The 12,793-nt window shown below is 56.5% G+C and carries 12 protein-coding genes; 7 read left to right on the forward strand and 5 right to left on the reverse strand.

The features are described 5' to 3' along the window. The first annotated feature begins 38 nt into the window (after positions 1 to 38). Positions 39 to 1,484, forward strand: coding sequence for a metalloprotease TldD (gene tldD, locus HWQ14_RS07435; protein ID WP_148422328.1), 1,446 nt, complete (start codon positions 39 to 41; stop codon positions 1,482 to 1,484). A 112-nt stretch (positions 1,485 to 1,596) separates the two neighbouring features. On the opposite strand, the gene aaeR is transcribed toward tldD, so the two are convergent. Beyond that, positions 1,597 to 2,523: an HTH-type transcriptional activator AaeR gene (gene aaeR / locus HWQ14_RS07440; RefSeq protein WP_148422329.1), complete on the reverse strand. Its 927-nt coding sequence runs from the start codon at positions 2,521 to 2,523 to the stop codon at positions 1,597 to 1,599. 179 nt (positions 2,524 to 2,702) lie between these two features. Between aaeR and aaeX the strand changes: the two genes are divergently transcribed. The 5 genes from aaeX (at position 2,703) to HWQ14_RS07465 (ending at position 7,681) form a co-directional block, all read left to right on the forward strand. Beyond that, positions 2,703 to 2,906, forward strand: a complete 204-nt coding sequence (gene aaeX / locus HWQ14_RS07445) for a p-hydroxybenzoic acid efflux pump operon protein AaeX (protein WP_003860416.1) — start codon at positions 2,703 to 2,705, stop codon at positions 2,904 to 2,906. A 7-nt stretch (positions 2,907 to 2,913) separates the two neighbouring features. Continuing rightward, positions 2,914 to 3,846: a p-hydroxybenzoic acid efflux pump subunit AaeA gene (gene aaeA, locus HWQ14_RS07450; protein ID WP_148422330.1), complete on the forward strand. Its 933-nt coding sequence runs from the start codon at positions 2,914 to 2,916 to the stop codon at positions 3,844 to 3,846. A 5-nt stretch (positions 3,847 to 3,851) separates the two neighbouring features. Continuing rightward, on the forward strand, positions 3,852 to 5,819 hold the full coding sequence (aaeB, locus tag HWQ14_RS07455; protein ID WP_176609364.1) for a p-hydroxybenzoic acid efflux pump subunit AaeB: 1,968 nt from the start codon (positions 3,852 to 3,854) through the stop codon (positions 5,817 to 5,819). 86 nt (positions 5,820 to 5,905) lie between these two features. Beyond that, a complete protein-coding gene (locus tag HWQ14_RS07460; RefSeq protein WP_176609365.1) occupies positions 5,906 to 7,360 on the forward strand; it encodes an NAD-dependent succinate-semialdehyde dehydrogenase in 1,455 nt (484 codons plus the stop codon). Positions 7,361 to 7,405: 45 nt separating this feature from the next. After that, a complete protein-coding gene (locus HWQ14_RS07465; RefSeq protein ID WP_176609366.1) occupies positions 7,406 to 7,681 on the forward strand; it encodes a barstar family protein in 276 nt (91 codons plus the stop codon). A 56-nt stretch (positions 7,682 to 7,737) separates the two neighbouring features. On the opposite strand, the gene yhcN is transcribed toward HWQ14_RS07465, so the two are convergent. Together yhcN and argR are read right to left on the reverse strand one after the other, a co-directional pair. Then, positions 7,738 to 8,001: a peroxide/acid stress response protein YhcN gene (gene yhcN / locus HWQ14_RS07470; protein ID WP_148422334.1), complete on the reverse strand. Its 264-nt coding sequence runs from the start codon at positions 7,999 to 8,001 to the stop codon at positions 7,738 to 7,740. Between the two features lie 378 nt (positions 8,002 to 8,379). After that, entirely contained in the window at positions 8,380 to 8,850 is a 471-nt protein-coding gene (argR, locus tag HWQ14_RS07475; protein ID WP_148422335.1) for a transcriptional regulator ArgR, read from the reverse strand. Positions 8,851 to 9,248: 398 nt separating this feature from the next. Here argR and mdh point away from each other — a divergent pair, with 398 nt between their 5' ends. Further along, positions 9,249 to 10,187 carry a malate dehydrogenase gene (gene mdh, locus HWQ14_RS07480; RefSeq protein ID WP_023298737.1) on the forward strand — a complete coding sequence of 313 codons (939 nt, stop codon included), beginning with the start codon at positions 9,249 to 9,251 and terminating at the stop codon, positions 10,185 to 10,187. Between the two features lie 51 nt (positions 10,188 to 10,238). Here the strand turns inward: mdh and degS are convergent, their stop codons facing one another. Next, positions 10,239 to 11,306 carry an outer membrane-stress sensor serine endopeptidase DegS gene (degS, locus tag HWQ14_RS07485; protein ID WP_148422336.1) on the reverse strand — a complete coding sequence of 356 codons (1,068 nt, stop codon included), beginning with the start codon at positions 11,304 to 11,306 and terminating at the stop codon, positions 10,239 to 10,241. A gap of 92 nt (positions 11,307 to 11,398) precedes the next feature. Further along, the gene (gene degQ, locus HWQ14_RS07490) at positions 11,399 to 12,766 is read right to left on the reverse strand and encodes a serine endoprotease DegQ (protein WP_148422337.1); all 1,368 of its coding nucleotides are present in this window, start codon (positions 12,764 to 12,766) and stop codon (positions 11,399 to 11,401) included. Between the last annotated feature and the right edge of the window lie 27 nt (positions 12,767 to 12,793).

A 12,793-nucleotide genomic window follows, 5' to 3' on the forward strand; every position in this document is an offset into this window, starting at 1 on the left:
TATACCGCCACGGGCGGCAACGAACGAGTAGCAATACGATGAGTCTGAACCTGGTAAGTGAACATTTGCTCGCAGCGAACGGCCTGAGCCATCAGGACCTGTTCTCCATTCTTGGTCAACTGACCGAACGCCGTCTCGACTACGGCGATCTCTATTTCCAGTCGAGCTATCACGAATCCTGGGTTTTAGAAGACAGCATCATTAAAGATGGCTCTTACAACATCGACCAGGGCGTCGGCGTACGCGCCGTCAGCGGCGAAAAAACCGGTTTTGCCTATGCCGACCAGATTAGCCTGGCCGCACTTGAGCAGAGCGCGCAGGCCGCGCGAACCATTGTGCGCGATACCGGCGACGGTCGCGTAAAAACCCTGGGTGAAGTACAGCATTCTGCGCTCTATACCAGCATCGATCCGCTGCAAAGCATGAGCCGCGAAGAGAAGCTGGACATCCTGCGCCGCGTGGACAAAGTGGCACGCGCAGCGGATAAACGGGTGCAGGAAGTGTCTGCCAGCCTGAGCGGTGTCTATGAGCTGATTCTGGTGGCGGCGACAGACGGTACGCTGGCCGCCGACGTGCGTCCGCTGGTCCGTCTCTCCATCAGCGTTCAGGTAGAAGACGACGGCAAGCGCGAGCGCGGCTCAAGCGGTGGCGGCGGACGTTTCGGCTATGACTGGTTCCTGGGCGATGTTGACGGCGAAGCGCGCGCGGATGCGTGGGCAAAAGAGGCCGTGCGCATGGCGCTGGTCAACCTGTCTGCCGTGGCAGCCCCCGCCGGTACGCTACCGGTGGTGCTGGGCGCCGGCTGGCCGGGCGTGCTGCTGCACGAAGCGGTTGGGCACGGTCTGGAAGGCGATTTCAACCGTCGCGGTACGTCGGTATTCAGCGGCCAGATGGGGCAGCTTGTCTCCTCCGAGCTGTGTACCGTGGTGGATGATGGCACCATGCTCGACCGTCGCGGCTCGATTTCTATCGACGACGAAGGTACCCCGGGCCAGTACAATGTGCTGATCGAGAACGGCGTGCTGAAGGGTTACATGCAGGACAAGCTCAACGCGCGTCTGATGGGCGTTGCGCCAACGGGCAACGGTCGTCGAGAATCTTACGCGCACCTGCCGATGCCGCGCATGACCAACACCTACATGCTGCCGGGCAAATCCACGCCGCAGGAGATTATCGAATCCGTTGATTACGGCATCTTCGCGCCAAACTTTGGCGGCGGCCAGGTGGATATCACCTCCGGCAAGTTTGTCTTCTCGACTTCAGAAGCGTATCTGATTGAGAAAGGCAAAGTGACCAAAGCGGTAAAAGGGGCGACGCTGATCGGATCCGGGATTGAAGCAATGCAGCAGATCTCCATGGTCGGTAACGATCTGAAGCTGGATAACGGCGTGGGCGTCTGCGGTAAAGAAGGTCAGAGCCTGCCGGTAGGCGTGGGCCAGCCAACCCTGAAGGTCGATAACCTGACGGTGGGCGGTACGGCGTAATTTTTCATTTTCCCCCTCACCCTGACCCTCTCCCCGACGGGGAGAGGGGACTGCTCCGTGCGGTCTTTTCGCCATCGCCCCTTTGGGAGAGGGCCGGGATGAGGGGGAAGGCCTACTCTTTCCTTCTTCCCCGCATGCCCTGAAACAGCTCCGCCACTTCCACAAAATAGTCCGTCAGATAGTTAATACAGACCTGCACCTTCAGCGGCAGCTTGTCCTTTTCGGTATAGAGCGCATAAACCGGACGCGGATCGGACTGGTACCGGGGGAACAGGATCTCCAGCTCGCCGGAGTTGATCTCGTTGATCACCCACATCAGCGGCACGTAGGCGATCCCGGCGCCGGCAACCAGCCAGCGCGAGATGGTCATCGGATCGTTAGTGACGAACCGGCCTTCCGGCAGCAGTTTGGTTGAAAGCCCTTCCGGTGCGATCAGTTCAAACTCATTGTCCGGGCGCACGCTGTATTCCAGCCATGAATGGTTGCCGAGATCGGCGGGTTTTTCCGGCACGCCATACTGCGCCAGATAGCTTTTCGAGGCGCAGACCACCATCGGCATGCTGCCCAGGCGACGCGAGAACAGGCTTGAGTCCTGCAGGGCGCCAACGCGGATCACCACGTCTAACCCATCGGCAATCAGGTCCGGTGCGGGAATGCCCGTCACCAGATTGACGCTTAAGCCGGGATACTCTTTCAGCATTTCCGCCGTCATGGCAGCGAGAACATTTTGTGCCATAGTTGAAGAACACCCAATGCGCAGCGTGCCGATCGGCGTGTTGTTAAAAGCATAGAGCTGTTCGTGTACATCCTGCACTTCATGCAGCATCCGGCGGCAGCCCTGGTAGTAAATCTTACCGGCCTCCGTCAGCCCGATGCTGCGGGTGCTGCGGTTAAGCAGCTTTACCTGGAGTTCATCTTCCAGTTTTGACACCGTCTGGCTAATGGATGAGACGCTCATTTGTAGCTGACGAGCTGCGGCGGTAAAAGAGCCCTGTTCAACCACTTTGGCAAACACCGACATGCGTTTTAGACGTTCCATTATTCACTCTGGCTTAAAAGTGATTTAGATCACATATGATAGATAACAGCATAACAGTTACGTTAATATACTATTAATTACATAACGGCTGCGCCACTTTCGCCCGGCATTTCCTGCTCTCCTGCGGCGGCGCGTGCTTAACAATCCAGTAGCCTGCACTCTCTCTAATCAAGGTCAACATGAGTCTGTTTCCCGTTATCGTGGTGTTCGGTTTGTCGTTCCCACCGATATTTTTCGAGCTTCTTTTATCACTGGCGATCTTCTGGCTGGTGCGCAAGGTGCTGGTCCCCACCGGGATTTATGATTTCGTCTGGCACCCTGCATTGTTTAATACCGCGCTGTATTGCTGCCTGTTCTACTTAATATCGCGCATGTTTGTCTGAGGTTGATGTGAAAACGCTAACAAGAAAAATCTCCCGCACCGCCATCACTATGGCGCTGGTCATCCTGGCGTTCATCGCTATTTTTCGCGCCTGGGTCTATTACACTGAGTCACCGTGGACGCGCGATGCGCGTTTTAGCGCCGAAGTGGTCGCCATCGCGCCAGATGTCGCCGGGCTTATTACGGCCGTCAACGTCCACGATAACCAGCTGGTAAAAAAAGATCAGGTGCTGTTCACCATCGACCAGCCGCGCTATCAAAAAGCGCTGGAAGAAGCAGAAGCCGACGTGGCGTATTACAACGCGCTGGCCTCGGAAAAACGCCGTGAAGCAGGACGCCGTAACAGGCTGGGCATCCAGGCCATGTCCCGAGAAGAGATTGACCAGTCCAACAACGTGTTGCAAACCGTGCTGCACCAGCTGGCAAAAGCCCAGGCGACGCGCGATCTGGCGAAGCTCGATCTGGAGCGTACCGTGATCCGCGCCCCGTCCGATGGCTGGGTGACCAACCTTAACGTCTATGCGGGCGAGTTTATCACGCGCGGCTCAACCGCCGTGGCGCTGGTGAAACAGAACTCCTTCTACGTCCTCGCCTATATGGAAGAGACCAAGCTGGAAGGCGTACGTCCGGGCTATCGCGCCGAAATCACGCCGCTCGGCAGCAACCGGGTTCTGAAAGGGACCGTGGACAGCATTGCCGCGGGGGTAACTAACGCCAGCAGCTCCAATGATGCGAAAGGGATGGCGACCGTAGACTCCAACCTTGAGTGGGTGCGCCTGGCGCAGCGCGTGCCGGTACGCATTCGTCTGGATGAGCAGCAGAGTAACCTCTGGCCCGCAGGCACCACCGCGACGGTGGTGATCACCGGTGAAAAAGACCGTGATGCCAGCCAGGATTCGCTCTTCCGTCAAATCGCCCATCGCCTGCGCGAGTTTGGTTAATCGGTATGGGCATTTTTTCCATCGCCAGCCAGCATATCCGCTTCGCCGTGAAGCTGGCATGCGCCATTGTGCTGGCGCTGTTCGTTGGCTTCCACTTCCAGCTTGAAACGCCGCGCTGGGCCGTTCTGACCGCCGCGATTGTCGCCGCCGGTCCCGCCTTTGCTGCCGGCGGTGAACCCTACTCAGGGGCAATCCGCTATCGCGGGATGCTGCGCATTATCGGGACCTTTATCGGCTGTATCGCCGCGCTGACCATAATCATACTGATGATCCGCACCCCGCTGCTGATGCTGATCGTGTGCTGTATCTGGGCCGGTTTCTGTACCTGGGTCTCTTCTCTGGTGAAGGTTGAGAACTCCTACGCCTGGGGTCTGGCCGGGTATACCGCGCTGATTATCATCATCACTATTCAGACCGAACCGCTGCTCGCCCCGCAGTTCGCCGTGGAGCGTTGCAGCGAAATTGTCATCGGTATCGTCTGCGCGATTGTCGCGGATCTGCTTTTCTCTCCGCGATCCATCAAGCAGGAAGTCGATCGGGAGCTGGATGCGCTCATCGTTGCCCAGTACCAGCTCATGCAGCTGTGCATTAAGCATGGCGACAGCGAAGAGGTCGACAAAGCCTGGAGCGGCCTGGTGCGTCGTACGCAGGCGCTGGAGGGGATGCGCAGTAATCTCAATATGGAGTCTTCCCGCTGGGATCGGGCAAACCGTCGCCTGAAAGCGATCAATACCGTGTCGTTAACGCTGATCACCCAGGCCTGCGAAACCTACCTGATTCAGAACACTCGTCCTGAAGCGGTAACGGATACCTTCCGCGAGCTGTTTGACGAGCCGGTAGAGACGGTGCAGGACGTGCACCGACAGCTTAAGCGCATGCGTCGGGTTATCGCCTGGACAGGGGAGCGCGATACCCCGGTGACCATTTATACCTGGGTCGGCGCGGCGACGCGCTATCTGCTTCTGAAGCGCGGCGTGACGGGCAACACCAAAATCAGTGCGGCGGAAGAAGAAGTGTTACAGGGCGAAGTGGTGATTAAACCAGAATCCGCCGAGCGCCATCATGCGATGGTCAACTTCTGGCGTACCACCCTGGCCTGCATACTCGGCACGTTGTTCTGGCTGTGGACCGGCTGGACGTCCGGCAGCGGCGCGATGGTGATGATTGCCGTCGTTACCGCCCTGGCGATGCGTCTGCCCAATCCGCGCATGGTCGCCATCGATTTTCTGTACGGCACCATTGCTGCATTACCCATTGGCGCGCTCTACTTCCTGGTGATTATCCCCTCGACGCAGCAAAGCATGCTTTTACTCTGTATCAGCCTGGCGGTAATGGCGTTCTTTATTGGCATAGAGGTTCAGAAGCGCCGCCTGGGATCGCTGGGGGCGCTGGCGAGCACCATTAACATCATCGTGCTGGATAACCCGATGACCTTCCATTTCAGCCAGTTCCTGGACAGCGCATTGGGGCAGCTGGTGGGCTGTTTCCTGGCGATGATGGTGATCCTGCTGGTGCGGGATAACTCCCGGGCGCGGACAGGGCGCGTGCTGCTGAATCAGTTCGTGTCGGCGGCCGTCTCTTCCCTGACCACCAATACCGCACGGCGCAAGGAGAACCACCTGCCGGCGCTCTATCAGCAGCTTTTCCTGCTGCTGAACAAATTCCCGGGCGATATTGCGAGGTTCCGCCTGGCGTTGACCATGATTATTGCGCACCAGCGTCTGCGAAACGCGCCGGTGCCGATCAACGACGATTTATCCGCCTTCCACCGCCAGCTTCGGCGCACGGCGGACCACGTGATTTCTGCATCCAGCGATGACAAGCGTCGCCGCTACTTTAGGCAGCTGCTGGAGGAGCTGGACGTTTACCAGGAGAAGCTGCGGATCTGGGAAGCCCCGCCGCAGGTCACCGAGCCGGTAGAGCGGCTGGTATTTATGCTCCACCGCTACCAGAATGCGCTGACGGACAGCTGATGAAGAGAAAACCGACGCCAAAAGCGTCGGTTTTTTTGTGGCTATACTTATTCCTGCAGGTTCAAACATTCAGGAAGGGAGGACACATGACAACCCAGGCTCTTCAGGACAGTATTCTTTTTCAGAACGGGTATCTGGTTAACGGTATCTGGAAAACCCTCGACACCACGTTTGACGTGCTGAACCCCGCCACGGGCGAGACAATCGCCAGGGTGGCGAAAGCGGGGAAAGCCGAAACCGAAGAGGCCATTGCGGCCGCGACCAAAGCCTTTCCCGCATGGCGCGCAAAAACGGCAAAAGAGCGCTCTGCGATCCTCTACCGCTGGTATGAACTGATTATTGAGAACAAAAGCTGGCTCGGACGGCTGATGACCACCGAGCAGGGTAAGCCGCTGAAAGAGGCTGAGGGCGAAGTAGAATATGCCGCCAGCTTCATTCAGTGGTTTGCCGAGCAGGCCAAGCGCGCCAACGGTGAAATCATCCCTCCGGTTAAGCCCGGCTCCCGTATTCTGGCAACCCGTGAACCCGTCGGCGTGGTTGCTGCCATCACGCCATGGAATTTCCCGATGGCTATGCTCACCCGCAAGCTCGGTCCGGCGCTGGCGGCAGGGTGTACCGGCGTCATTAAGCCAGCAAACAACACGCCGCTGAGCGCCTTTGCGCTGCTGACGCTGGCGAAGCAGGCCGGCGTGCCGGATGGTGTGCTCAATGCGGTCGCGGGAAGTACCTCAGAAATCAGCGACGCCATTATGGCCAGCCGCGACGTGCGCAAAATCTCCTTCACCGGCTCAACCGCCGTCGGGAAAACGCTGGTACGCAACGCTGCGGAAACGATGAAAAAAGTGTCGATGGAGCTGGGCGGCAACGCGCCCTACATCGTTTTCGAGGATGCGGATATTGATGCCGCCGTTAAGGGCGCGATTGCCAATAAGTTCCGTAACGCCGGGCAGGTCTGCGTCAGCGTAAACCGCTTCTATATTCAGGAAACGGTCTACGACAAGTTTGTGAATCAGCTTGCCGACGCGGTGAAGGCGCTGAAGGTCGGTAACGGCCTGGAGGAGGGAGTCGTTGTCGGCCCGCTGATTGAACCTTCGGCTGTCGATAAGGTACGTGAGCACGTCGAGGATGCGGTAGCGAAGGGCGCCACCGTGCTGGCTGGCGGTAAGCCGCACGAGCTTGGCGGTAACTTCTGGATGCCAACCGTGCTCGGCGACTGTCATGAAGGGATGAAGCTGGCAGAAGAGGAGACCTTTGGTCCCGTAGCCGCCTGCTTCCGCTTCACCTCGGAAGATGAGGTGGTCATGCGCGCCAACAATACGCCATGCGGGCTGGCGGCCTACTTCTATACCCAGAATCTGTCGCGCGTGTTCCGCGTGTCGCAGGCGATTGAGAGCGGCATGATCGGCATTAACGAATGCGCGGTATCGACCGAGCTGGGACCGTTTGGGGGGGTAAAAGAGTCCGGGCTGGGCCGTGAGGGTTCCGTGCTGGGGCTGGAGGAGTTTCTCGAAGTTAAAACCCTGCATATCGGGGGATTATAATAGACAGGGCGGCATCTGCCGCCCGCCTGTACCGGGTGGCTGGCAATGAAAATTTATACCTTTGATTTTGATGAAATCGACAGTCAGGAAGACTTCTATCGCGAGTTTATTCGGGCGTTCGACCTGGAGCGGGACAGCGTGAGCAATCTGGATATGCTGTGGGATTTGGTTACCGGCGATCGGCTGCCGCTACCGCTGGAAATCGAGTTCACCCATCTGCCTGAAAAACAGCGCAGACGCTTCGGTGCCTTGATTTTGTTGTTTGATGAAGCGGAAGAGGAGCTGGAAGGGCAGCTACGCTTCAATGTGCGTCACCCATAAAAAAGCCCCTGACCGGGAGGCCAGGGGCAAGTCGTATGATGAGATACGACGAGGGTTTACTTGTACAGTTCTGCGGTAGCGTGCCAGTGGTCGCCGCTGCGCGCTTCGATGATGCGATAGGCTGACGCACCCTGTTCTTCCGCTTTTTTGTTCAGCATTTCGTGCATGTCCATCGGAGAAGTACCGATGGCACCGACAGAAACCGTCCCGATAGCCTGACGGGATTGTGCCTGCTCGGCGTTAATAGTGTCGGCTGCGAAGGCACCGAATGACAGGACAGAGAGTACGCTCAGGGCAGCAACAGTGGTTTTGATTTTCATGATTATTTACCTCGTCAATTATTTTACTGGGGTCTTTGTTCTGTGACCCTCATCACAAAATCAAGTATACACTAATCACCCAAAAAATTAATACCAGACTAATGGTTGCGCTTGTTATTACGCGTTAAAAAAGTTGGTTTTAATAACCGTATTGCATAAAAAAGGGCGCTATCGCGCCGCAAAAGCTGCATTTTGTAATTAAAATCAACAGGATATGAAAATTTGATTTTTTGTGCGATTTTGCGGCAGATTATTCACTGAATGAATGTTAACAGACGGTAAAAAGCACTAAATGCAAAAGTGACAGGCAGAGAAAAGCAGGGTGAAACGAGGCAGTGGCAGCATTATCCCCGCAGCCGAATGCTGCGGGGCAGGCAATTACAGTTCCTGTTCGAACAGAACCAGAATAGCTTCGTAGAGGTCTTTAACAGAGAAACCGTTAGCAGGTGTGGTAAAGATGGTGTCGTCACCGGCGATGGTGCCGAGGATCCCCTCAGCTTTACCCAGCGAGTCCAGCAGGCGGGCAATCAGCTGTGCGGCACCGGGGCTGGTATGGATCACCACCACAGCATCGTTATAGTCGATGTCGAGAACCAGGTTCTTCAGCGGGCTGGAGGTGGTCGGCACGCCAAGTTCAGCAGGCAGGCAATAGACCATTTCCATTTTAGCGTTACGCGTACGCACCGCACCAAACTTGGTTAACATGCGGGAGACTTTCGACTGGTTGATGTTGTCGAAGCCTTGTTCCTGCAACGCCTGAACAATTTCTCCCTGAGAACTGAATTTCTCTTCTTTAAGTAGCGCTTTAAACGCCCTTACTAATTCTTCTTGCTTAGACGAGCTTCGCATAAGTCACCCGGAATATGACGGTAGAAACAACATTATTATGCATGTGGATGAATTTTTATGCAAACAATCTGCCAGCGGGTAGGCTGAAATAATGTTATGAAAGGGAGTGATTTTATCAGATTTCGTTATCGGAAAACATGCCTGGGTCACGCCGCGCAAATAAGCTTAAAAGTAAATTAAATGTTATCAAAATGATGTTGTTTTGGTGGTGTGGCAGGGTGTATTGTAACCCCCTCTTAATTCGTTGCTGCCCGCAGCCCGATAGTATTCAGGTGAAGGCGAAAGACGCGCGACCTCAAATTCTTTAGCTACGAAAATTGTAATTAATGACTTGCTGAATTATGGTCGCCGCAACGGAGTTACAGATACTTAAAGTTAACCATAATAAGGAGTTTAGGATGAAAGTTGCAGTCCTCGGCGCTGCTGGTGGTATCGGCCAGGCGCTTGCCCTACTACTGAAAACCCAACTGCCTTCAGGCTCAGAACTCTCCCTGTACGATATTGCTCCGGTAACCCCAGGCGTGGCGGTTGACCTGAGCCACATCCCGACAGCTGTGAAAATCAAAGGCTTCTCCGGTGAAGATGCGCGTCCTGCGCTGCAGGGTGCCGACGTCGTGCTGATCTCCGCTGGCGTTGCGCGTAAACCGGGTATGGATCGTTCAGACCTGTTCAACGTCAACGCGGGCATCGTGAAAAACCTGGTTCAGCAGATCGCTGAAACCTGCCCGAAAGCGTGCATTGGTATCATCACCAACCCGGTGAACACCACCGTTGCCATCGCTGCGGAAGTGCTGAAGAAAGCGGGTGTTTACGATAAGAACAAACTGTTCGGCGTGACTACGCTGGATATCATCCGTTCCAACACCTTCGTGGCTGAGCTGAAAGGCAAGCAGCCAACGGAAGTGGAAGTGCCGGTTATCGGCGGACACTCTGGTGTGACCATCCTGCCTCTGCTGTCGCAGATCCCGGGCGTGAGCTTCACCGAGCAGGAAGTAGCCGATCTGACCAAACGTATTCAGAACGCGGGCACCGAAGTGGTGGAAGCGAAGGCGGGTGGCGGTTCTGCAACCCTGTCTATGGGCCAGGCGGCGGCGCGTTTCGGCCTGTCTCTGGTTCGCGCGCTGCAGGGCGAGAAAAACGTGGTTGAATGCGCTTACGTAGAAGGCGACGGCGAGCACGCGCGCTTCTTCTCTCAGCCGCTGCTGCTGGGTAAAAACGGCGTTGAAGAGCGTAAGTCTATCGGCACGCTGAGCGCGTTTGAGCAAAACGCGATGGAAGGCATGCTGGATACGCTGAAAAAAGATATCACCCTGGGCGAAGAATTCGTTAACAAGTGATCTTGTCCCGGTAAAAAAAACGGAGCGCTATGCTCCGTTTTTTTATGCCCGTCAGTTAGTGGCCGGGTATTCCTGAATGGTGACCTGAATCGTCAGCTTCTTGTCATTACGCATAACTTCGACGGGGATGATAGAGCCCGGTCGAATTTCAGCCACCTGGTCCATCGTTTCAAGCGCAGAGACCGCTGGCGTACCGTTGACGGAAAGGATGACGTCGTTCACCTGAATGCCCGCATTGGCCGCCGGGCCGCCGGGCGCGACTTCGTTAACCACAATCCCCTGGATCTGATCGATACCACCGCCCTGCGTATGCAGCGGCGCGATTTCACGCCCGCCGATACCAATGTAGCCACGGATCACGCGGCCATCGCGGATCAGCTTGTCCATAATTTTGGTCGCCAGCTGGAACGGAATGGCAAAGCCAATCCCTTCCGGTGTTTCACCATCGTTGCTCTTGTCGAAGGAAAGGGTGTTAATGCCCATCAGTTCGCCCAGCGAGTTCACCAGCGCGCCGCCGGAGTTACCGTGGTTGATTGAGGCATCGGTTTGCAGGAAGTTCTGTCGCCCTGACGGGTTCAGGCCGATTCGGCCGGTTGCGCTGATAATCCCCTGAGTGATGGTCTGGCCCAGGTTATACGGGTTACCAATTGCCAGCACCACGTCACCAATGTGCGGGGTTCGTTTGCGATTGATCGGGATAGTGGGCAGACCGCCCGTAGCGTTGATTTTCAGCACCGCCAGATCGGTCAGGCTGTCCGACCCCACCAGCAGGGCTTCAAACACGCGACCGTCCTGCAGGGCGACAATGATCTGGTCGGCATCGTTGATCACGTGCTTGTTGGTAATGATGTAACCCCGGTCATCCATGATCACCCCGGACCCGAGCGTGCGAATTTCCAGCTGATTATGAGCGGAACTGTTAAGCCCGCGGTTATAGACGTTAACCACGGCGGGGGCGGCACGGCGTACCGCCTGATTGTAGGTTGCAGGCGTTTCATCCGCGCTGTCGAACTGGGGAGCCGACAGTTTGTTGAACTGGCGTAAAGACGGCATAGCCACTAACAGCAGACCGGCAACGATCAGACCAATGACAATTGAACGAAAGAGCTTTAAAAGCATGATGCGTGTGTCGTTAATAAAGGAACGGTTTGCAGCATAACATGAGTTATCCGGACATCACACGCGGCGGCGATGCCCGGAGTCGCAAATGGTTAACGCAGTAAAATGTAGAGGGTGTCGTTGCCGCGGATAATTTGCAGGGCAATGACCGCCGGCTTACTCTCCAGCACTTTGCGCATTTCGGCGATGGACTGCACGCGGGTGCGGTTCACGCCAACGATCACGTCGTCCTGGTGTAACCCCGCCTGCGCGGCCGGGCTACTCTTCTCAACGGCCGTGACGGAAATGCCTTTTGTCCCGTTCTTAAGCTGGCCGTCGCTCAGCGTTGCGCCCTGTAGCGCCGGGGAGATCTGTTCTGCGCTGGCGGAAGAGGAGGTGCTCTTATCCAGCGTCACTTCCACAGTGAGCGGTTTGCCCTCGCGGATCAGGCCCAGCTTCACCTTAGCGCCAGGCTCCGTGGTGGCGATACGCGATCGCAGCTCCGCGAAGCTGCTCAGCGGCTTATCGTTCAGGCTAACAATGACGTCTCCGGATTTCACGCCCGCTTTCGCCGAACCGGAATTTGGCAGCACTTCACTGACAAACGCCCCGCGCTGGACGTTAATGTTAAAGGCTTTGGCGATATCTGCGCTCATCTCCATGCCTTTGATGCCCAGCAGTCCGCGCTTAACCTCGCCAAACTGAATCAGCTGTTGCGACAGCGTTTTGGCCATGTTGCTCGGGATGGCAAAGCCAATCCCGACGCTGCCGCCGCCAGGGGCAAGGATGGCGGTATTAATGCCGATCAGCTCGCCGTTCAGGTTAAGCAGCGCGCCGCCGGAGTTGCCCCGGTTGATGGAGGCATCGGTCTGGATAAAGTTTTCCAGCCCTTCCAGGTTCAGGCCGCTGCGCCCCAGCGCGGAGACAATCCCGGATGTCGCGGTCTGGCCCAGGCCGAACGGGTTGCCGACCGCGACGGCAAAATCACCGACGCGCAGCTTATCGGAATCGGCGATAGCGATTTGGGTCAGGTTGCTGGGCTTTTGCACCTGCAACAGGGCGATATCGCTCTGATCGTCGCCGCCGATCAGTTTTGCGTCGAACTCCCGGCCGTCATTCAGCTGGACGCTGATTTTGTCGGCCTGGCTGATCACATGATTATTGGTGAGGATATAGCCCTTGGCCGCGTCGATAATCACCCCTGAACCCAGGCCTTCAAACGGCGTTGCCTGCTGATCGGGCGCGTCATCGCCAAAGTATTTCTTAAGCTCCTCGGGGATGCGCTGGCTTTGGCGCGCCGTCCCTTCCACCTGAACGCTGACCACCGCAGGCAGAACTTTTTCAAGCATTGGCGCGAGGCTTGGGATAGCGTTTTGTCCCGGCACCTGCGAAGGCAGTGCCGCACCGGCAGGGAAGGACGCCGAGAGAGATAACCCGACACTTAACGCTAAGGCGCTCAACAGCTGGTTTTTTTTCTTCATCGATGCTGACTCTCGTATCCTGGAATG

This window comes from Enterobacter cloacae, from assembly GCF_013375935.1.
GTDB classification, from domain to species: Bacteria; Pseudomonadota; Gammaproteobacteria; order Enterobacterales; family Enterobacteriaceae; genus Enterobacter; species Enterobacter pasteurii.

What these genes read in the sequence shown, in the direction of transcription:
- tldD (WP_148422328.1), top strand. Translation starts at nt 39, where the DNA reads ATGAGTCTGAACCTGGTAAGTGAACATTTGCTCGCAGCGAACGGCCTG.
- aaeR (WP_148422329.1), bottom strand. Translation starts at nt 2,523, where the DNA reads ATGGAACGTCTAAAACGCATGTCGGTGTTTGCCAAAGTGGTTGAACAG.
- aaeX (WP_003860416.1), top strand. Translation starts at nt 2,703, where the DNA reads ATGAGTCTGTTTCCCGTTATCGTGGTGTTCGGTTTGTCGTTCCCACCG.
- aaeB (WP_176609364.1), top strand. Translation starts at nt 3,852, where the DNA reads ATGGGCATTTTTTCCATCGCCAGCCAGCATATCCGCTTCGCCGTGAAG.
- HWQ14_RS07460 (WP_176609365.1), top strand. Translation starts at nt 5,906, where the DNA reads ATGACAACCCAGGCTCTTCAGGACAGTATTCTTTTTCAGAACGGGTAT.
- HWQ14_RS07465 (WP_176609366.1), top strand. Translation starts at nt 7,406, where the DNA reads ATGAAAATTTATACCTTTGATTTTGATGAAATCGACAGTCAGGAAGAC.
- yhcN (WP_148422334.1), bottom strand. Translation starts at nt 8,001, where the DNA reads ATGAAAATCAAAACCACTGTTGCTGCCCTGAGCGTACTCTCTGTCCTG.
- argR (WP_148422335.1), bottom strand. Translation starts at nt 8,850, where the DNA reads ATGCGAAGCTCGTCTAAGCAAGAAGAATTAGTAAGGGCGTTTAAAGCG.
- mdh (WP_023298737.1), top strand. Translation starts at nt 9,249, where the DNA reads ATGAAAGTTGCAGTCCTCGGCGCTGCTGGTGGTATCGGCCAGGCGCTT.
- degS (WP_148422336.1), bottom strand. Translation starts at nt 11,306, where the DNA reads ATGCTTTTAAAGCTCTTTCGTTCAATTGTCATTGGTCTGATCGTTGCC.
- degQ (WP_148422337.1), bottom strand. Translation starts at nt 12,766, where the DNA reads ATGAAGAAAAAAAACCAGCTGTTGAGCGCCTTAGCGTTAAGTGTCGGG.